Raw genomic sequence first — 19,001 nt, forward strand, 5'->3', positions numbered from 1 at the left:
CGAGCCGCGGTCAGGTCGTGTAGGCCGAGGGGTCGAACCGGCCGAGCTCCTCGCGGAAGGCGAAGGCGAAGTCGGGCCAGAGCAGGGTGAGTCGCCGGTTGTCGTCCAGGTACCAGCTCTCGCAGCCGCCGTTGGTCCAGACGGTGTCGGCGCTGAGGGCGTCGAGGCGGGCGACGGAGGCGGCCTCGGCCTCGGCGGTGACCTCGAGCCGGTCGGCGCCGGAGACCGCGAGGTGGTCGAGCGCGGCGAGCACGTAGGTGATCTGCGTCTCGATCATGTGCACCGCGGAGTTGTGGCCGAGGCTCGCGTTGGGGCCGTTGACGACGAAGAGGCTCGGGAACCCGTGGACCGCGGTCGACTCGTAGGCGACCATGCCGTCGGCCCAGCGGTCGGCGAGGAGGACGCCGCCGCGGCCGCGGATGCGCCGGGCGAAGGGCGGCCGCGTGGAGTGGAAGCCGGTCGCGAAGACGAGCACGTCGACCCTGTGCGGGACGCCGTCGTCGCCGAGCGCGGCGCCCTCCTCGATGCGCCGGAGCGGACCCGGGACGACGCGGACGTGCGGCTGCGCGAGAGCGGGGTAGTAGTCGTCCGAGAGGAGCACGCGCTTGCAGCCGATCTCGTAGTCCGGAGTCAGCACGGCGCGGAGCGCGGGATCGATGATCTGCGCCTCGAGGTGGCCGAGCGCCTCCGCCCGCAGCCGATCGATGGCCTCGGGCACGGCGACGCGGCCGGCGAAGCCGAGCTCGGCGCGCCAGAACAGCTCCTCGCGGAGCCTCGCGAGGGCCCCGGGCGCGCGGGAGAGGGCTCGGCGCTCCTCCGGCGGGTACGGGCGGTTCCGGCGGGGGACGACGTACGGGGCCGAGCGCTGGAAGAGCACCACCTCGGCGGCGCGCTCGGCGAGGTGCGGCACGATCTGCACGGCGGAGGCTCCCGAGCCGACGATGCCGACGCGCTTCCCGTCGAGATCGACGTCGTCCCGCCAGCGGGCGGAGTGGAAGGCAGGACCCGCGAACGAATCCAGGCCCGGTACGGCCGGGAGGCGGGGCTCGGAGAGGCGCCCCGCGCAGACGAGGAGGACCGCGGCGGAGTAGTCGCCCCGGGAGGTGCGCACCCGCCAGCGGTGCGCCTCCTCGTCGAAGACCGCCTCGAGCACCTCGGTCCCCAGCCGGAGCCGGGGCGCCAGGCCCTCCTTCTCGACGACGCGCTCGAGGTAGGCCTGGATCTCGGCCCCGGGGGCGTAGAACGCCGACCAGTCGGCCTCGGGGGCGAAGGAGTAGGAGTAGAGGTGCGAGGGGATGTCGCAGGAGACCCCGGGGTAGACGTTGTCCCGCCAGGTCCCGCCGATCCGCTCGGCGCGCTCCAGCACGACGAACGAGGTCCCGCCGCGGCGCTCCAGGCGGACCGCGGCTCCGAGCCCGGCGAACCCGGCGCCGATCACGACGACGTCGACGTCCATCAGACCGTCGTCCTCGCCAGGACGCTGCCCGCCGGGTCGCGGTGCGGATCGGCGAGGAAGTGCTCGAGGACGGCGAGGAGCTCGGCGGGCCGCTCGGCGAGCACCGCGTGACCGGAGTCGAGGACGGCGTAGCGGGCGTCGTCGATCGCGCCGAGCAGAGCCTCGGCGCCCTCGACGCCGGCGGCGGCATCGGCGGAGCAGCCGACCACGAGGGCGGGTACCCGGCAGTCCGAGGCGGCCGCAGCGACGTCGGCCCGGGCGGAGGCGGCGAGCATCCGTGCGGCGTCGGCGCCCCACGGGGAGGAGGCGGTGGCCGAGCGGACGGCGAGGAGCCGAGCGGCCTCCTCCTGCGCGTCGGGCGGGAGCATCGGCCAGAGGCGCGCCGTGCGGAGGAGGCGCTCCGTCGGGCGCAGCCACCCGGCCACGAGGGCGAGGGCGCGCACCCGCCGATCGCCCGCGGCGAGGGCCACGGCGGCTCCGAGCGAGTGGCCGATCAGGACGGCCTCCTCGGCGCCGAGCGCGTCCAGGGAGGCGCGGACCGCGGCGGGTCCGTCGAGCCAGGGGTCGCCGAGATCGGCGAGCTCGAGCGCGGCGACGCGGTGGCGCCGCGCCAGCATCGGCAGCAGCAGCCCGGTGTCGCTTCGCGCGCCCCGGCCGACGCCGGTCAGCAGCAGGACCGCGCGCGGGCTCTCGGCGCCCGCGGTCAGCAGCCGCACGGTGGCGCTGTCCGACTTGATCCGCTCCTCCCGGACCAGCTCGGCCTGGCGCCGCAGGTACTCGGAGCGGGTCATGACGCCCGGCGGGTCCCGCGGACCGGGAGGCGCATCCGCTGAGGACCCGCCGCTGCGACGGGCTCCGCCCGCAGCGCCCTCTCCGGCGCGACCACGCCGTACGTCGTGGTGCGCTGGCGCCAGCCGCGGCCGATCTCGCCGCTCAGCCGGGCGACGGTCGCGATGTCGAGCGAGCGGTAGGCCTCCGCTCCGGCCTCGGGCCGCAGGGCGCCGTCGAGCAGCAGGCCGCCGAGGTCGTCCGCCCCGCCGCGGAGGAGGACCTGCGCCGCGTGCAGTCCGAGCTTGGTCCAGGCGGTCTGCACGTGGGCGATCCGGCCGTGGAGGACGAGCCGTGCGACGGCGTGCACGGCGCGGGTCTCGCGGAGGGTCGGCCCGCCCCGGCTCGCGCGCACCACGGCGGGAGGCGCCTCCGCCGGGACGAAGGGCATCCCGATGAACTCGGTGAAGCCGCCCGTCTCGTCCTGGATCGCCGCGAGCGTGCGCAGGTGCGCGAGCTGCTGCTCGGGGGTCTCGACGTGTCCGTAGACCATGGTCGAGGTGGAGCGGAGGCCGCTGCGGTGCGCGGCCGTGATCGCCTCGCGCCACTCGGCCACGGTCGGGTCCGTCCCCTCGCTCAGGACGGCGCGGACGTCGTCGTCGAGGATGCGGGCGGCGGTCCCCGGGACGGAGTCCACGCCGGCCTCGCGCAGAGCGTCGAGCATCGCGGGCAGGGTTCGGCCCGTGCGCCGTGCGACCTCGAGGATCTCGCCGGGCCGGTAGGCGTGCAGGTGCAGCGAGGGCTGCCGCTGCTTCAGCGTGCGGACGATCAGCAGCAGATCGTCGCCCGGGTGCTCCGGTCCGATCGCGCCCTGGAGGCAGAGCTCGGTGGCGCCGAGCGCGACCGCCTCGTCGGCGAGCTCCTCCAGCCGCTCGACGGTCAGCCCGCCGTCTCCCCAGAGGGAGGTGTCGATGTTGCGGTTGACGACGACCGAGACCTCGTCGCCGGCGGCGTCGTGCCGCAGGTCGTCCGCCAGAGCGGAGAGGGCGTCGAGGTCGTCGCCGTCGGCTGCGAGCAGGGCGAGGTAGTCGGCGTCCTCGAGACCGGCGGGGTCCGTCTCCGCCCGGGCGAGCACGGCGCCGAGGGCGGGCGCGACCGGTCGGGGCAGGGCGTCGAGCGAGTCGCGGTAGGGCCGGGGGAGGACCGCTGCCGCCTCGTCGGCGAGCCAGGTCCCGCGGTCGGCGAGCGCCTCGACGTAGGGAGCGACGCGCGGATCGATCCAGGTGGCCGAGTCGCGGAGGTACTGCGGGTGGGCGGTCAGCCGCTCGTGCAGCCGGTAGCCGGCCGCCGCGGTGAGCCGCGCGAGGTCGTCGATGTTCGGCCAGGGGCGCTCCGGATTCACGTGATCCGCCGTGAGCGGGCTGACACCGCCCCAGTCGTCGACCCCGGCGCGCAGCAGCAGCCCGAGCTCCTGCTCGTCGGTGAGGTTCGGCGGCGCTTGGATCGTCGCCTCGGCGCCCAGCACGAGGCGCGCGACCGCGACGTTGGCCACGTACTCCTGCAGCTCGAGGTCGACCTCGTTCTGCATGGCCGTCCGCGGCTTCGCGCGGAAGTTCTGGACGATGCACTCCTGCACGTGGCCCCACCGCTCGTGGGACTCGCGGATCGCGAAGAGGGCGTCCGCCCGCTCCGCCGCGTTCTCGCCGATGCCCAGCAGCACGCCGGTGGTGAAGGGGATGCGGCTGCGGCCCGCGTCCTCGAGCACGCGCAGGCGCAACGCCGGGTCCTTGTCCGGGGAGCCGTAGTGCACGCCGCCCTTCTCGGACCAGAGGCGCTCGGCGGTCGTCTCGAGCATCATGCCCATCGAGGGCGCGACCGGGCGGAGCCGCTGCAGCTCGGCCCACGACATCACGCCGGGGTTCAAGTGCGTGACCATGCCCGTCTCGCTCATCACCAGGACGGCCATCGCGCGCACGTACTCGAGCGTCGAGGCGTAGCCGTGCTCGGCGAGCCAGGCGCGGGCGACCGGCCACCGGTCCTCCGGGCGGTCGCCGAGCGTGAACAGGGCCTCCTTGCAGCCGAGCGCGGCACCGGCGCGGGCGACCTCGAGGATCTCCTCCGGCTCCATGAAGGTCGACTCGCGCTTGGCCGCGAGCCCGCCCGGTGTCTCCACGAAGACGCAGTAGTGGCACCGGTCGCGGCAGAGCTTGGTCAGCGGGACGAAGACCTTCCGCGAGTAGGTGACGACGCCGGGCCGTCCGCGGCGGGCGAGTCCGTCGTCGCGCAGGCGGCCGGCGGCCTCCAGCAGCAGGTCGAGGTCGTCGCCGCGCGCGCCGAGGAGCTCCTCGGCGGTCACGCGCGTCAGCGCCTCGCCGCGGTCGAGCCGGGCGAGCAGGGTGGCCGTGGTCATGCGGGAGCGGCCCTTCCGAAGGGGGTCGTGGAGGAGGCGGGAGGTCAGAGCGCGCGCAGCCGCGGCGCGAGGTCGCGCTCGAAGGCGTCGAAGAAGCGCTGCTGGTCGTCGCCCGGGGCGTGGAAGACCAGGTGGGTGAAGCCCGCGTCGACGTAAGGCTTGATCTGCGCGACCGTCTCCTCCGGGTCGGAGCCGACGATCCAGCGCTTCGCGACCTGCTCGATCGGCAGCTCGTCGGCGGCGCGCTCCATGTCGACCGGATCGGTCAGCGAGTGCTTCTGCTCCGGCGACAGCGAGAGCGGCGCCCAGAAGCGCGTGTTCTCGAGCGCGAGCGCCGGATCGGGATCGTAGGAGAGCTTGATCTCGATCATGCGGTCGATGGTCGAGGAGTCGCGATCGGCCGCCGCGGCGCCCTCCTCGACGGCGGGGAGCAGCTTCTCGGTGTAGAGCTCCATGCCCTTGCCCGACGTGCAGATGAAGCCGTCGCCCGCGCGGCCGGCGTACTTCGCGACGACGGGGCCGCCCGCCGCGATGTAGACCGGCACGCCGCTCTCGGGCTTGTCGTAGATCGACGCCTCGTGCGTGGAGTAGTACTCGCCGTCGAAGGTGACGCGGTCGCCCGCCCAGAGCGCGCGCATGAGCCGCACGGCCTCGCGCAGGCGGGCGAAGCGCTCCTTGAAGTCGGGCCAGGTCTGCTCGCCCGCGCCCTGGTAGCCGGTGGCGACCTCGTTCAGCGCCTCGCCGGTGCCGACGCCGAGCATGATCCGCTCGGGGTAGAGCACGCCGAGCGTGCCGAACGCCTGGGCGATGACGGCGGGGTTGTAGCGGTAGTGCGGGGTCATCACGGAGGTGCCGAGGGTGATGGTGGAGGTGCGCTCACCGGCCGCGGCGAGCCAGGCGAGGGAGAACGGCGCGTGCCCGCCCGTGTGCCGCCACGGCTGGAAGTGGTCCGAGACGACCGCGGTCTCGAAGCCGTGCCGCTCGGCGCCGACCGCGAGCTCGACGAGCTCCCGGGCGCCGAACTGCTCCGCCGATGCCTTGTACCCGAGCGTGATCGTCATCTGCAGCCTTCGTGAGAGGTGGGACGGCCCCCGGAGCGGGAGCGGCCCCTCCATTCTGCGCCCGCCGCGGCGTCCGGCGGGACGGGTGGACGCACCCGGGGGAGGCGTGCCCCGATCCCGTGCTGGGGAGGAGCCTCAGGCCGGCGGACCGGCGATGTTCACCATCCAGCCGACGCCGTAGCGGTCGACCAGCATCCCGAAGCGGTCGCCCCAGGGTGAGGCGACCAGCGGCTCGACGACCGTGCCGCCCTCGGCCAGGCCGTCCCAGTAGCCGCTCAGCTCGGCGTCGTCGTCGCCGAAGAGCGCGATCGTGATGCGGGCGCCGCTCTCGGCCGGGCTCGAGGAGGGGGAGTCGGAGCCCATCAGGATCATCCCGCTCGGCGTGACGAGCTGGGCGTGCATGATCCGGTCCTGGTCGGCCGGATCCGCGCTCATCCCGAAGTCGCCGAAGCGGCTGGAGCTGAGCTCGCCGCCGAGGACGTCCCGGTAGAACTCCATCGCCTCCTGCGCGGAGCCGTCGAAGCCGATGTAGGGGCTCAGTGAAGTGGGCACGGCACACCTTTCCGTCGAGGTGCGCCCAGTATCTCCGCGTCCCGACGCGAGCACCAGGGGCGTCCTGCAGAAGGTCCGCCCCCGGTCCTCAGAGCTCGTCGCGGGTGGGCGGGTTCGCGCCGGAGCGGGAGGTCGTGATGCCGGCGACGTGCGCGGCGTGGCGGCCGATCGCGTGCAGGGCGGGGCCGTCGAGGAGCATCCCGTTCGCGGCGCCGAGGCCCTGGCGGAACGCCTCGTCGAGGATCGCGCCCATCGCGGAGTCGCCGGCGCCGATCGTGTCCGCCACCACGATCCGGGCGGCGGGCACGGTCACCCGCGTCATGGCCGAGGCCAGCAGCAGTCCCTCCGCGCCGCGGGTGACGACCGCGAGCTGCGACCCGAGGGAGAGCAGCCGGCTGAGGACCTCGTCGAGCTGCATCGTCGGGTAGAGCCACTCCGCGTCCTCGTCGCTGAGCTTCACGACCTCGCACGCGGCGGCGATCCGCTCGAAGCGCGCGAGCGCCTCGGCGTGCGCGCCGACCAGAGCCGGGCGGATGTTCGCGTCGACGCTCGCCGTCACTCCGGCGGGCAGTGCCTCGAGGAGCTCGAGCACGGCGGATCCGCCCGGCTCGAGGAAGATCGCGATGGAACCGGTGTGGACGTGGGAGGCGCCCTCCGGGTCCGCCGCCGGCGGGTTCCAGGAGAGGTCGAAGACGTAGCGGGCCGACCCGTCCGCGGCGAGGACCGCCCGAGCGGTGCTGGTGCGCTCCGAGTCGCCGTGCCGGACCTCCACGCCGGAGGCCTCGAGGTGGGCGCTGATGCGGCGGCCGCGCTCGTCGTCGGCGATGTCGGTGACGAGGGTCGCGGGCCGCCCGAGTCGGGCGAGCGTGAGGGCGACGTTGGCCGGGGAGCCGCCGACGTGCTCCGTGGCGCTGCCGTCGCGCTCGACGATGTCGATCAGCGCCTCGCCGATGACCAGGGTGCGGGAAGCCGGGCTGACGCGCTCGTCGGTGGAGGACATGCCGACATCATGCCGGGTGACGGGGTCGCCCCGCGACGCGCGGGGCCGACCGGCGCAAGCGGCTCGCGTCCCGACCGCGGTCTCAGCCCCGGTCGCGCAGGTCCGCCAGCACCGCGTCCACGCTCGTGATCTCGATCAGCGGCGCGTACAGGGACATGGCGTCGAGCGCGCGCTGATGGTCGGCCTCGGAGGCGCCCGCGCAGGCGTCCGCGGCGACCCTGACCCGCACTCCGGCGTCCGCGGCCGCCAGCGCCGTCGAGAGCACGCAGCAGTCGGTCGAGACGCCGGTGAGCACGAGCTCGCGGGAGTCGTCGAGCTCGGCCTCGAGCTCGGGCCCCCACTTGCCGAAGGTCGTCGCGGTGATCGTGCGGTGGCCCTCGAACCCGGCCACGAGCTCGTAGAGCCGGTCGCTCTCGGGGACGAGCGCGAACGGCCACTCGCGGTAGTAGGGGATCCACGCGCCGGCGGGCCGCTCCGGGGCGACGAAGCGGGTGGTCACGACCCGCTCGCCGAACGCCGGGAGGAGCCGGCGGGTCCCGTCGGCCGCGCGCTCGAACCCGCCGGATCCCCACGGCGACTCGGCGTCGGCGAAGACGTGCTGCAGGTCGATCGCGACGAGCAGGCTCACGCCGAGGCCTCCTGGCGGCGGACGGCCCCGCGCGAGAGGGCGAGCGTTCCCGCGAAGCCGATCACGAGCGCCACGAGGACGCCGAGGTTGGCGCCGGCCCAGTCGCCGTCGCGGCCGCCGAGCGGGCCGAGGAGGTAGCCCTCCCACTCGAACCCGGGGGAGTAGTTGACCACCAGGCCCCAGCCGACGACGGCGCCGATCAGCACGAGGGCCACGGGGACCGCCGAGACGCTGCCGTAGCGGCCGCGGGAGTCGTACAGGGCTTCCTGGTCGTAGTCGCGCCGGCGGAGGAGGAGGTCGGCGAGGAACACGCCGAGCCAGGCCGCGATCGGCACGCCGAGGGTGATCAGGAAGCCCTGGAACGGGCCGAGGAAGTCGCCCGCGACGAACACGACGTAGACCGCTCCGAGGACCATCAGCACGCCGTCGATCCCGGCGGCCACCGGCCGCGAGACCTTGAGCCCCGTGCTGAGCAGCGCCAGGCCCGAGGAGTAGATGTCCATCACGGCCCCGCCGATCAGGCCGAGCAGCGCGACGACGATGAAGGGGAGCAGGAACCAGGTCGGCAGGATCCCGGCGAGCGCTCCGATCGGGTCCGCGGCGATCGCGTCCGAGAGCTCCTGCGAGGAGCCGGCCAGCAGCAGGCCGACGACCACCAGCACGACGGGCGCGACCGCTCCGCCGATCGTCGTCCACGCGATCACTCCGCTCGTGCGGGCACCGCGGGGGAGGTAGCGGGAGTAGTCGGCCGCGGCGTTCACCCAGCCCAGCCCGAAGCCGGTCATCATGAACACGAGCCCGCCGATGACCGCGGCGGCCGAGCCCGCGGGCAGGGCGCCGACGGCGGCGAGGTCGATCCGGTCGAGGACGAGCACGACGTAGACCACGGTCAGCACGGCGGTCGCGACGGTGATCGCGAGCTGGAGCCGCATGATCAGGCGGAAGCCCGCGATCCCGGCGATCACGATGAGCGCGGCGACCACGATCAGCGCGACCACCTTGGTGAGCACGCCCCCGTCCCAGCCGAACTCCTCGAACACCGTCGCCGTCGCGAGCACCGCGAGGGAGGCCAGCACCGTCTCCCAGCCCACCGTGAGCAGCCAGGAGATCACCGAGATGAGGCGGTTGCCGTCGACCCCGAAGGCCGCCCGGCTGAGCACCATCGTGGGGGCGGAGCCGCGCTTGCCGGCGACGGCGACCAGACCGCAGAAGAGGAACGAGACGACGATCCCGATCACGCTGACGAGCGTCGCCTGCCCGAAGGAGAGGCCGAAGCCGAGGAGGAAGGAGCCGTAGCTCAGCCCGAGCACGGACACGTTCGCGGCGAACCACGGCCAGAACAGGTCGCGAGGGCGGCCGTGCCGCTCCGACTCCTGGATCGTGTCGAGGCCGTTGAGCTCGATGCCGCTTGCGGGGCGGGTGCTCGGACGATCGGGGGAGGTCATCGCGTCCTCGTTCTCACGGGTGCCGGCCCTGCGCCGGAGCTGTGACGAACCTACAGCGCCCCGCGCTCGAACAGCAGCCGGAGCGATTCGAGGTCGTCCGCGACCCGCGCGCAGTCCTCGTCCCAGTCGTCGAGGCTCATCCCGGGGCGCCGCCGCACGGTGAAGGCCACCTCGGCGCCGTCCCCGTTCACGAGCACCCGGAGCGGATTGTCCACCACCGTCCCGTCGGGGAGCGTGACCTCGTGGTCCGCGACGCCGAACGGGTTCTGCGGGGCGAAGCGCACCTCGACCCGGCCCATCGGCGAGTCGGCGAACCAGCGTCCGTCTACCTGCTCGAGCGCGGAGGAGGCGAGGCCCGCGGCCCACCGCGGGAGGTTCGCCGGGTCGGAGACGAAGGCGTACACCTCCGCGGCCGGAGCCTCGATCACGACGCCTACGGGGCGCGATTCGTACAGGGTCATCCGCTCGTCCTTCCTCTGCAGCCGGTCAGTGCTCGTCGCCGAAGCTGGCGACCAGCAGCGCGGCGAGCGCCGTCCGCTCCAGCATGCCCTCGATGCCGATCGCCTCGCTGCGCGCGTGCGCCCCCTCGCCCGGGGCGCCGAGCCCGTCGAGGACCGGCAGGCCCAGCGCGGCGACGAGGTTGCCGTCGCTCGCCCCGCCGACCGCGATCTCGCGGAGGGGGACGTCGATCCGCTTCGCGACCCGCTCGGCCCTGCGGTAGAGCGCGGCGACGGAGGCGGTCCGCTCGAAGACGGGCCGCTCCCAGGAGCCGCGCACCTCCAGCCGGATGCGCGGGTCGGCGGCGGCGAGCGCGTCGAGCTCGGCCTCGACGCGGGCGGCCTCGGCGGATCCGCGGATCCGCGCCTCCAGCTCCAGGCGCACGCGGGCCGTCGTCACGTTGACCCGCGAGCCGCCGGAGACCACTCCGATGTTGACCGAGGTGCCCTCCTCCTCCCGCGCGATCGCCAGCACCCGCGGGATCAGCGAGCCGAGCTCGTGGATCGCGCTCGCCCCCTTCTCCGGCTCGACCCCGGCGTGCGCCTCGACCCCGACCACGTCGATCACGAAGCGCCCGATGCCCTTGCGCGCCGTCTTGACCGCGTCGCCGATCGCGCCCTCGAACACCAGGACCGCGTCGGCGCCCGCACACTGCCGCTCCAGGAACGGGCGGGAGGCGGCGCTGCCGATCTCCTCGTCCCCGCTCATCACCAGGCGGACGGCCGGATGCGGGACGCCGGCGTGGCGGAGCGCGGCCACCAGCCACACCATCTGCACCAGCCCGGCCTTCATGTCGTAGCTGCCCGGTCCGCTCAGGCGGTCGCCGTCGACGGCGAAGGGCCAGGAGCGGGTCGTGCCCAGGGGCCACACCGTGTCGTAGTGGCCGAGCAGCGCCACGAACGGACGCGTGCCCCGGTGCGGTCTCGCGCCGCCGCTCGCCGGGACGGTCCAGCTGGTCGCGGTCGGCGCGTCCTGCGCACGCCGGTGCTGCACGTCGGCGTCGTGCCCGAGCCGCTCTCCCACCCAGTGCACCAGGAAGGCGTGCAGCTCGCCGAGCGCCTCGAGGGAGTCGCTGGGGCTCTCGATCATCACGAGGTGCCGGACGTCGTCGAGCATCCGCGAGCGGTTGTCGCGGAGGAAGGAGCGCACGCGGGCGGCGTCGTCGGCATCGGGGAAGGTCATCGACTCCGGAGTACCAGAGTGCGGCCGCTCGCGCGAACCGGCTGAACCGTTCGGGCCCCCGTTACGTTGGTGCAGGAAGAGGTGGAGATGTCCGAGGATCAGGCCCAGATGCTGCGTGCGCTGCACGACGAGCACGCCAGCGCGCTCTGGCGGTTCGTGCTGCGCCTGACCGGCGACCGCCAGATGGCGGAGGACGTCGTGCAGGAGGCGCTGCTGCGCGCCTGGAAGCACCCCGAGATCCTCGCCCAGGGCGAGGCCGCCGCCCGCTCCTGGCTCTACACCGTGGCCCGGAACCTCGTCATCGACGACCGCCGCAGCGCCCGCTACGCCCGGGAGCTGGGCACGGACGAGGTCCCCGAGCGCCCGACCGCCGACCGCACCGACCAGGTGCTCGACGCCTGGCTGCTCTCGGACGCGCTCAGCGGACTGAGCCACGACCACCGCGCCGTCATCGTGCACGCCTACTACGGCGGCCGCACGGTCACCGAGATCGCCGCGCTGCTGGGGATCGCCCCGGGCACCGTCAAGTCGCGGATGCACTACGGGATGCGGGCCCTCAAGCTCGCACTGCAGGAGCGGGGGGTGACGGAGCTGTGAGCCGCGACCCCTCCTCCGACGACCGGCACGACGACCCCTTCCGCGACTGGGACGCCGCGTACCTCCTCGGATCCCTGACCGCCGCCGACCGCCGCGAGTACGAGCTGCACCTGCGCGCCTGCCCCGGCTGCCGCGAGTCCCTCGCCGAGTTCGTCCCGCTGCCGGGCCTGCTGGCCCACCTGCCCCAGGACGAGGCGATGCGCCTGGTCGAGGAGCCGGAGGCGGCCGGCGATCCGGCTCCGGCGGCACTGCTGACCCGCCTCGCCGCGGCCACCGACTCCGTCCGCCGCCGGACGCGGCTGCGCATCGCGGGCCTGGTGCTCGCCGCCGCGGGCGTCTCGGCCGCCGCCGCCGTCGCCCTGCCGCTCGCGATCGGCCCGTCCCTCGCCCCCGTCGAGACCGTCGGCTCGACCGTCTCGCTCGCCGCGGCTCCGGGCGTCCCCGTCGAGGCCTCCGTGCGGTTCGTGCCGCAGCAGTGGGGCACGCGGATCGACATGGACTGCAGCTGGGCCGACACGGCCGAGCAGTACGCGGGCTCGGCCGGCTACGTCCTCTACGTCACGGACACCTCGGGCGGCACCGAGGCCGTCGGATCGTGGACGAGCGCGCCGGGGACGACGATGGAGCCCAGCCTCGCCACCGGGCTCCCGCTGTCCGAGATCGCCTCGGTCGAGGTGCGGCTGCAGGGATCGGACACCGTCGTGCTCACCGGCCGCCCCTGAGCGGGCCGCCGGATTCCCAGGTGCGCGCTCGGCGGACTGAGTAGCTTCTCAGTCATGACGATCGCGACCCTCGCCCTCGCCCCCGCCTCCGTGGCGACCGCCTCCTCCTCCGACAGCATCGACGAGCTCTCCGGACTCGTCGGCGTCGCCGCGCGGGTGATCGCCGCGCTCGGTGAGGCGGGCGTCGGCCTGCTGACGCTGATCGAGACGGTGTTCCCGCCGATCCCGAGCGAGCTCGTGCTGCCGCTGGCCGGCTTCCTCGCCCAGCAGGGCCGGATGAACCTGGTGCTGGTCGTGATCACGGCGACCCTCGGCGCCTACCTCGGCGGCCTGATCCTCTACGCGCTCGGCCACCGCATCGGCACGGAGCGCTCGATCCGCCTGCTCTCCAAGCTCCCGCTGGTCGACCGCGAGGACTTCGAGAAGGCGGTCGGCTGGTTCCGCCGGCACGGCACCTGGGCGGTCCTCTTCGGTCGCCTCATCCCGGGCGTGCGCAGCCTCATTTCGCTCCCCGCGGGGGCCGAGCGGATGAACCTGCTGCTGTTCTCGGGACTGACGATCCTCGGCTCCGGCGTCTGGAACGGCCTGCTGATCGGCCTCGGCGCGGCCCTCGGCACGCAGTACGAGCTCGTCGACCAGTACGCGGGCGTGCTCGACGCGATCATCTACAGCGCGTTCGGCGTGCTGCTGCTCGCGCTCGTGGTGCGCCGCGTGCGGCGGCACCGTGCCGCGGCGCGCACCGGATCGCGCCACTGACCTGCGTCCACGGGCGGGCGGGCGCAAGGCCCCGCGCCACCTCGCCCCGGTGCCCTAACGTTCGAGGGGTCCGCACTCCCCGACGCGAAGGAACGCCATGTCCGAGACCGCCGCGCCCACGATGTCCCGCACCTCCGTCGAGCGCTGGTGGATCATCGCCGTCTCGCTGATCGCGATCGTGCTCGGCGTCATCGCCGTCCTGATCCCCGGTCCGACGCTGCTGACCGTCGCCATCGTCTTCGGCATCCACCTGATCGCCGCGGGCGTCTTCCGCCTGCTGCTGGCCTTCACCGCCTCGCGGCTCGATGCCCGGGTGCGCTGGCTCGCGGGCCTGCTCGGCGCCCTGATCCTGGTCGCAGGCATCCTGTGCCTGTCGAACCCGTTCGAGTCGCTGAGCGTCCTGGGCCTCGTGATCGGCGCGGGCTGGATCCTCGACGGCGTCTCGAGCATCACCAGCGGCCGCACCGTCGCCGGCCCCGCGTGGCTGCCGATCGCGGCAGGGATCGCCTCGGTCATCGCGGGCGTCCTGACGATCATCATGCCCGTGCTGGCGCTGGCCTCCTTCGTCACGGTCGCGGCCATCCTGCTGATCGTCGTGGGCGTCTCGGGCCTGCTCCTGCTCCCGGGCCGCACGAAGCGCCCCGAGGGCGCCGAGGCGTAGACCGCGCGGATGGCCGATCCCGATCTCGTCCCCGAGCTGCTCGTCGCCGACCTCGACCGGAGCCTGGGGTTCTGGTGCGGTCCCTGCGGGTTCCGGATCCACTACGCCCGGCCCGAGGAGGGCTTCGCGTACCTGGTCCTCGGCTCCGCGCACGTGATGCTCGAAGAGGCGGAGCGGGGCCGCAACTGGATCGCGGCACCGCTGGAGCGCCCGCTCGGCCGGGGGATGAACCTGCAGCTGCACGTCGACGACGCGGACCGGACGGCGGCGGCGCTCGCCGAGGCCGGGACGCCGCTGTTCTCGCCGCTCGAGACCCGCTGGTACCGGGTCGAAGCGGAGGAGGCGGGCGTCCGTCAGCTGGTGGTCGCCGATCCCGACGGGTACCTGCTGCGGTTCCAGTCGTCGCTCGGACGCCGACCGGCTCGAGCGGAAGGTCCCGTCGCTCCCTGACCGGCCGACTGCGCCACCATCCGCTCGGCTCAGGACGTCATGCCAGCGAGTGACGACCGTGACACCGCGAGGCTGGTTCCCTCGGAGACATGACGCAGCACCCCGCCACCGCGACCCTCCCGCAGGTCCCGGCCGCCGCCCTCTCCGAGCCCGCGATCGAGCAGGCCGCCTCGGCGGAGCACGAGCCCCTCGTCCGTCCGGCAGACCTGGTGTCGGCGCTCACGGGCGTCGCGCTCTGCTTCTTCTCCCTCTTCGTCTACGCCATCGCGCACTGGCAGTACTTCGGCACGGACGTCGACGAGGTGAGCGTCCTCGGCTGGCTCGCGCCGCTGATCGCCGGCGTCGCCTGCCTGCTGTCGGCCGTCGTGTCCGTCGGGGTCCGCGCCTCCGGGCGCCGCGCCGAGCGGACCGCGGCATGATCCCCGTCCTCGCCGGGCTCGGCCTCGAGGCCGCGGAGCAGCTCCTCGTCCGCGCCGGATGCCTCCGCCCCGAGCACCCGTGGGCGGCCGGTGCCGCCACGGAGGCCGCGCCGCGGATCGACTTCGCCGTCCTCGCCGAGCAGGCGTGCCTCCTCGACCTCTCGGAGGAGGCGGTCGCCCGCATCGCCGTGTCGCTCGCCACCGGCCGTCCCGTCGATCTGCGGAGCGCCTTCGGGCATCTCGCGCGCGACCACGCCCGGCTCGTCATGACCGCGGTCGCCGCTGCCGCCGGGCACGATCGCGTGAGCAGCCGGATCCGCGTGGTCGGCGACGAGCGCCGGGTCGAGACGGCGCCGCCCCTGGCCGTCTGGCCCTCCTGAGCCCCCGCCCGCCCCGATCGGGCGGGCGCGCTCGCCGATCCGACCCTGGGCTCCGCGTTCCTCCGATGCTCCGGCCCGGTGAGCCGTACGGAGGTGCCGTGCCGCCGACCCGCGTCGCTACGGCCTTTCGGAGGTGCCCGGTTTAGGGTGTCCGTGTGCAACGAGTCGACGATTTCCCAGGAGCCGGACCGGTGGCGACCTCACCCGAATCCGGTGACCAGGGGGAGGCGTCCGCGCATCGGCTCTCCCCGACGGCGACCTCTCCCGTGCAGGTGACGAGCGGCGAGGCCGGCTACCAGGGCGGCAACGTGGCCGATCCGGTGTGGCAGTCGTGGCGCGACGAGCTCGCCAAGGTCGGCGGTCCGTCGCCCCTGCTCCACTTCGTGGACTCGCCCCGGACGCGCATCGAGCTCTCGACCACGCACCCCGGCGGGCTGCCCCCGTTCATCTCGGGCAAGACGACGCTCCTCTCCTCGCTCATCCGCGACGAGCTCGCCCTGCGCACAGCGAAGAACGCCGCGGGTGCGATCACCGACAAGGGGATCGAGCTGCGCTCGGTCCGCGGCATCGAGGGCGTCCACCTCGCCATCGGCCTCGCCCAGTGGCGCGCCGGTGACACGGAGTTCACCGCACCCGTGCTCCTGCGCCCGCTCGCCATCCGCCGCTACGGCCGCGACTTCGAGCTCAAGCTCAAGGGCCAGCCCTACTTCAACCCGCAGCTCGCGCGCGCCCTCAAGCAGCAGTTCGGCATCACGATCGACCCCGAGCAGTTCGTCGAGCTGGCCGTGCAGAACGGCGTCTTCAAGCCGCAGCCGGTCATCGACCAGCTGCGCGGCCTGACCTCGCACCTGCCGTGGTTCGCCGTGCACCCGCGCCTCGTGGTCTCGAGCTTCGCCGACGTGGCGGGCGACATGCTCCGCGACGCCCGGATGCTCGAGCACCCCGTCCTCGACGCCGTCGCCGGGAACCCGGCCGCCAAGCGGGCGCTGCAGCAGTCGCAGAAGGTGGCGTCGATCATCCCGCAGGACGAGCGTCCTCCGGCGACCGACAACCTCCTCCTCGACGCGGACGCCGAGCAGGAGCAGGTGATCGCGAACATCGCGGCCGGCAACTCGCTCGTCGTGAAGACCCTCCCCGGCACGGGCGGCACCCAGACCATCGTCAACGCGATCGGCGCCCTGGCCGCCCAGCACAAGCGCGTGCTGGTCGTCAGCGCCCGCCGGTCGAGCCTCGACAGCATCCACCAGCGCCTGCTCTCGGCGGGCCTGGGCGGCATCGCGGTCGGGCCCCGCACGCTCCGCCGCGACCTCATCCAGTCGATCGGCCGCAACGAGAAGGCCGCGCGCCCCTCCGTCAGCGAGATCGACGACGCCCTGCTCCGGCTGCGGAAGGTGCTGCTCGACTACCGCGGCGCGCTCTCCCGGCGCGACGAGAGCTTCGGCGTCTCGGCGCTGCAGGCCCTCGAGGAGCTCGCCCGCCTCTCGCAGCTGCGGACGCCCCCGTCGACCGCCGCCCGCCTCGACCGCCGCTCCGTCACCGCTCTCGCGCACAGCCGCCCCGAGGCGACCCGGATGCTGATCGAGTCGGCGCGCCTGGGCGAGTTCCGCTACGGCCCGGGCGACTCGCCCTGGTACGGGGCCCAGTTCGACTCCACCGCCGACGCCGAGATCGCCCACGAGCTGGCCAAGCGCCTGCACCTGCGCGACCTGCCGCGCCTGCTCGACCGCGCCCAGGACGTCATCGGCCAGACGCGGATGCGCCCGTTCGAGTCGGTCGCCGAGCTCGGCATCTACCTGCGCCTGCTGCAGGACGTCCGCGAGACGCTGGACAAGTTCCAGCCGGCCGTCTTCGACCGCTCGATCCAGGACCTCATCGTCGCCACCTCGCCGCGCCGCGAGGCCGCCGAGATGTCGTCCACCAACCGCCGGCGCCTGAAGAAGCTCGCCCGCGAGTACCTGCGTCCCGGCGCGCACGTCACCGACCTCAACGCGGCGCTCCGCCGGGTGCAGCAGCAGCGGACGCTGTGGCAGCGCTACGCGGTCGCCGGCACGATCCCCGAGGTCCCGGTCGGCGTCGCCGACGTGCAGGTGGCCTACCAGCAGGTGACCGACCAGCTGAGCCGTCTCGACGAGCCGCTCGGCCGCCGCGGGACGAACCTGCAGCTCGCCTCGCTCCCTCTCGCCGAGCTGGCCTCGATGGTGTCCGGCCTCGCCGAGGACAGCGAGGTGCTGGCCAACCTCCAGGAGCGGACGACCCTCCTCGCCACCCTGCGCGACTGGGGCCTGGACCCGCTGCTCACCGACCTCTCGCGCCGCCACGTGCCGGCCGAGCTGGTCGCGGGCGAGCTGGACCTGGCCTGGTGGCGCTCGGCGCTCGAGATCATGCTGACCGACGAGCGCGCGCTGCTCGGCGGCAACACGAGCGTGCTCGACCGGCTCGAGGCCGACTTCAAGCTCGTCGACGAGGCGCACGCCGCCTCGAGCGCCGAGCTGCTGGCCTGGAAGCTCTCCGAGACCTGGAAGATCGGGCTCGTCGACTGGCCGCAGGAGCGCGACGCGCTGCGCGCGCTGCTGCGCACCGAGGCGGCGACGACCCCTCAGGAGCTGCAGAAGGCCGCTCCGCACCTCTCGCGCGTGCTCGCTCCGGCCTGGCTCGCCTCGCCCTACGAGGTGCACCGCATCGGCACCGAGACGACCTTCGACGCGGTGTTCCTCGTCGACGCCGGGGCGACCACGCTGGCCGAGAACGTCGGAGCGATCCGCCGGGCGAAGCAGGTCGTCGCGTTCGGCGACCCGGTCACGCAGACCCCCACTCCCTTCGGCCTGCGCGTCGACGAGACGCCGGAGTTCGGCTCCACCGCCTCGCGGACCGACGTGGAGGCGCTGCACGCCCAGTCGGCGCTCGCCCGACTCGGCGAGCTGCTCAACACCGTCACGCTCACCCGCAGCTACCGCGCGGGCGGCGAGGACCTGGCCGAGCTGGTCAACCGCCGCTTCTACGGCGGCCGCATCGACTCCCTGCCCTGGGCCGGCTCCTTCCTCGGACACGACTCGCTCCGCTTCCACTACATCGCGAGCGGGCACGGCATGCCCGAGAACGACTCCGGAGCCGTCGAGTCCGTCGACGCCGAGGTCGCGAAGGTGGTCGAGCTGGTGCTCGAGCACGCCGTGATCCGTCCGCGCGAGTCGCTGATGGTCATCACCGCGAGTCCTCGCCACGCCGTGCGGGTGCAGCAGGCGGTGCTGACGGCCTTCGCCAAGCGCACCGACCTGAGCGACTTCATCCTCGGCGACCGTCCCGAGCCCTTCGCCGTCGTGACGCTGGAGCAGTCGGTCGCGCAGAGCCGCGACCGCGTCATCTTCTCGATCGGCTACGGCCGGACGCCCCACGGCCGCCTGCTGTCGAACTTCGGCGCGCTCGCGGAGCCGGGCGGAGAGCGTCTGCTGGCGGTCGGGATGACCCGTGCCCGCCGCTCGATGGACATCGTCTCGTGCTTCCGCCCGGGCGACATCGACGAGTCGCGCATGCGCTACGGCATGGTCGCGCTCGCGCAGGTGCTGCAGGAGGCGGAGGACCGCGTCCAGCCGAGCGACCGCGACGACTACTCGGAGCCGATGCTGGTGGATCTCGCCGCGCGCCTCGAGCGCCGCGGACTCCGGGTCAACATCGGGCACAAGGGCAAGCTGGCCCTCGTCGCCGCGCACGGGACCCGTGCCGTGGTGGTCGAGACCGACCGCGACGTGAGCACGCAGAGCCTGCGCGTGTCGCTGCGCCTGCGTCCGGAGCTGCTGCGCCGGCTGGGCTGGCACTACCTGCGGGTGCACAACTTCGAGCTGTTCGCCGACCCCGAGGCCGTGGCCGCGCGGGTGGCCGGGCTGATCGGTGCGACCGCGGGGGAGGAGCAGAACCCTGCTCCCGCCGCCGGCGAGGCTCCTGCTGCTCCCGCCGCTGCTGCCGCCGCCGCCGCTCCGGCGTCGGGGGAGACGCAGCCCGTCGAGCCGCTGCCGCACGACTGA

18 protein-coding genes are annotated in these 19,001 nt (G+C 73.9%); 8 read left to right on the forward strand and 10 right to left on the reverse strand.

The window, feature by feature from the left end; genetic code table 11:
• Nucleotides 1–10 precede the first annotated feature (10 nt).
• The 10 genes from C5C82_RS03765 to C5C82_RS03810 all read right to left on the reverse strand — a co-directional run bounded on the left by C5C82_RS03765 (nucleotide 11) and on the right by C5C82_RS03810 (nucleotide 11,000).
• Nucleotides 11–1,456 (reverse strand): NAD(P)/FAD-dependent oxidoreductase, encoded by a 1,446-nt coding sequence (locus tag C5C82_RS03765; protein ID WP_104354626.1) that lies wholly within the window; start codon nucleotides 1,454–1,456, stop codon nucleotides 11–13.
• Nucleotides 1,456–2,247 (reverse strand): alpha/beta fold hydrolase, encoded by a 792-nt coding sequence (locus C5C82_RS03770; protein WP_104354627.1) that lies wholly within the window; start codon nucleotides 2,245–2,247, stop codon nucleotides 1,456–1,458. Before C5C82_RS03770 ends, C5C82_RS03765 begins: the two co-directional genes overlap by 1 nt.
• Nucleotides 2,244–4,634, reverse strand: a complete 2,391-nt coding sequence (cofG, locus tag C5C82_RS03775) for a 7,8-didemethyl-8-hydroxy-5-deazariboflavin synthase CofG (protein ID WP_104354628.1) — start codon at nucleotides 4,632–4,634, stop codon at nucleotides 2,244–2,246. Before cofG ends, C5C82_RS03770 begins: the two co-directional genes overlap by 4 nt.
• A gap of 44 nt (nucleotides 4,635–4,678) precedes the next feature.
• The gene (gene fgd / locus C5C82_RS03780) at nucleotides 4,679–5,695 is read right to left on the reverse strand and encodes a glucose-6-phosphate dehydrogenase (coenzyme-F420) (protein ID WP_181067747.1); all 1,017 of its coding nucleotides are present in this window, start codon (nucleotides 5,693–5,695) and stop codon (nucleotides 4,679–4,681) included.
• Between the two features lie 135 nt (nucleotides 5,696–5,830).
• Nucleotides 5,831–6,247 carry a VOC family protein gene (locus C5C82_RS03785; protein WP_104325769.1) on the reverse strand — a complete coding sequence of 139 codons (417 nt, stop codon included), beginning with the start codon at nucleotides 6,245–6,247 and terminating at the stop codon, nucleotides 5,831–5,833.
• Nucleotides 6,248–6,335: 88 nt separating this feature from the next.
• Nucleotides 6,336–7,247, reverse strand: coding sequence for a carbohydrate kinase (locus C5C82_RS03790; RefSeq protein ID WP_104266866.1), 912 nt, complete (start codon nucleotides 7,245–7,247; stop codon nucleotides 6,336–6,338).
• Nucleotides 7,248–7,329: 82 nt separating this feature from the next.
• Nucleotides 7,330–7,875 carry a cysteine hydrolase family protein gene (locus tag C5C82_RS03795; RefSeq protein ID WP_104325770.1) on the reverse strand — a complete coding sequence of 182 codons (546 nt, stop codon included), beginning with the start codon at nucleotides 7,873–7,875 and terminating at the stop codon, nucleotides 7,330–7,332.
• A complete protein-coding gene (locus C5C82_RS03800) occupies nucleotides 7,872–9,320 on the reverse strand; it encodes a cytosine permease (RefSeq protein ID WP_104225067.1) in 1,449 nt (482 codons plus the stop codon). Before C5C82_RS03800 ends, C5C82_RS03795 begins: the two co-directional genes overlap by 4 nt.
• 50 nt (nucleotides 9,321–9,370) lie before the next feature.
• The gene (locus tag C5C82_RS03805) at nucleotides 9,371–9,781 is read right to left on the reverse strand and encodes an SRPBCC family protein (protein ID WP_104249452.1); all 411 of its coding nucleotides are present in this window, start codon (nucleotides 9,779–9,781) and stop codon (nucleotides 9,371–9,373) included.
• A 25-nt stretch (nucleotides 9,782–9,806) separates the two neighbouring features.
• Nucleotides 9,807–11,000: a M20/M25/M40 family metallo-hydrolase gene (locus C5C82_RS03810; protein WP_104225069.1), complete on the reverse strand. Its 1,194-nt coding sequence runs from the start codon at nucleotides 10,998–11,000 to the stop codon at nucleotides 9,807–9,809.
• 87 nt (nucleotides 11,001–11,087) lie between these two features.
• Between C5C82_RS03810 and C5C82_RS03815 the strand changes: the two genes are divergently transcribed.
• The 8 genes from C5C82_RS03815 (at nucleotide 11,088) to C5C82_RS03850 (ending at nucleotide 19,001) form a co-directional block, all read left to right on the forward strand.
• Nucleotides 11,088–11,597, forward strand: coding sequence for a sigma-70 family RNA polymerase sigma factor (locus tag C5C82_RS03815; RefSeq protein ID WP_104225070.1), 510 nt, complete (start codon nucleotides 11,088–11,090; stop codon nucleotides 11,595–11,597).
• Nucleotides 11,594–12,319, forward strand: coding sequence for an anti-sigma factor (locus C5C82_RS03820; RefSeq protein WP_104225071.1), 726 nt, complete (start codon nucleotides 11,594–11,596; stop codon nucleotides 12,317–12,319). Before C5C82_RS03815 ends, C5C82_RS03820 begins: the two co-directional genes overlap by 4 nt.
• Nucleotides 12,320–12,373: 54 nt before the next feature.
• A complete protein-coding gene (locus tag C5C82_RS03825; RefSeq protein ID WP_104225072.1) occupies nucleotides 12,374–13,075 on the forward strand; it encodes a DedA family protein in 702 nt (233 codons plus the stop codon).
• Between the two features lie 97 nt (nucleotides 13,076–13,172).
• The gene (locus tag C5C82_RS03830) at nucleotides 13,173–13,736 is read left to right on the forward strand and encodes an HdeD family acid-resistance protein (protein WP_104232862.1); all 564 of its coding nucleotides are present in this window, start codon (nucleotides 13,173–13,175) and stop codon (nucleotides 13,734–13,736) included.
• 9 nt (nucleotides 13,737–13,745) lie between these two features.
• Complete coding sequence (locus tag C5C82_RS03835; protein ID WP_104354629.1) at nucleotides 13,746–14,186, forward strand: VOC family protein; 441 nt, start codon at nucleotides 13,746–13,748, stop codon at nucleotides 14,184–14,186.
• 89 nt (nucleotides 14,187–14,275) lie between these two features.
• Nucleotides 14,276–14,605 (forward strand): hypothetical protein, encoded by a 330-nt coding sequence (locus C5C82_RS03840; protein WP_104226447.1) that lies wholly within the window; start codon nucleotides 14,276–14,278, stop codon nucleotides 14,603–14,605.
• Nucleotides 14,602–14,985, forward strand: coding sequence for a hypothetical protein (locus C5C82_RS03845; RefSeq protein WP_104354630.1), 384 nt, complete (start codon nucleotides 14,602–14,604; stop codon nucleotides 14,983–14,985). The genes C5C82_RS03840 and C5C82_RS03845 overlap by 4 nt, the downstream gene beginning before the upstream one ends.
• A gap of 191 nt (nucleotides 14,986–15,176) precedes the next feature.
• The gene (locus tag C5C82_RS03850; RefSeq protein ID WP_374953859.1) at nucleotides 15,177–19,001 is read left to right on the forward strand and encodes a DEAD/DEAH box helicase; all 3,825 of its coding nucleotides are present in this window, start codon (nucleotides 15,177–15,179) and stop codon (nucleotides 18,999–19,001) included.

It is taken from the genome of Rathayibacter sp. AY1D5 (assembly GCF_002932515.1).
Classification (GTDB): Bacteria; Actinomycetota; Actinomycetes; order Actinomycetales; family Microbacteriaceae; genus Rathayibacter.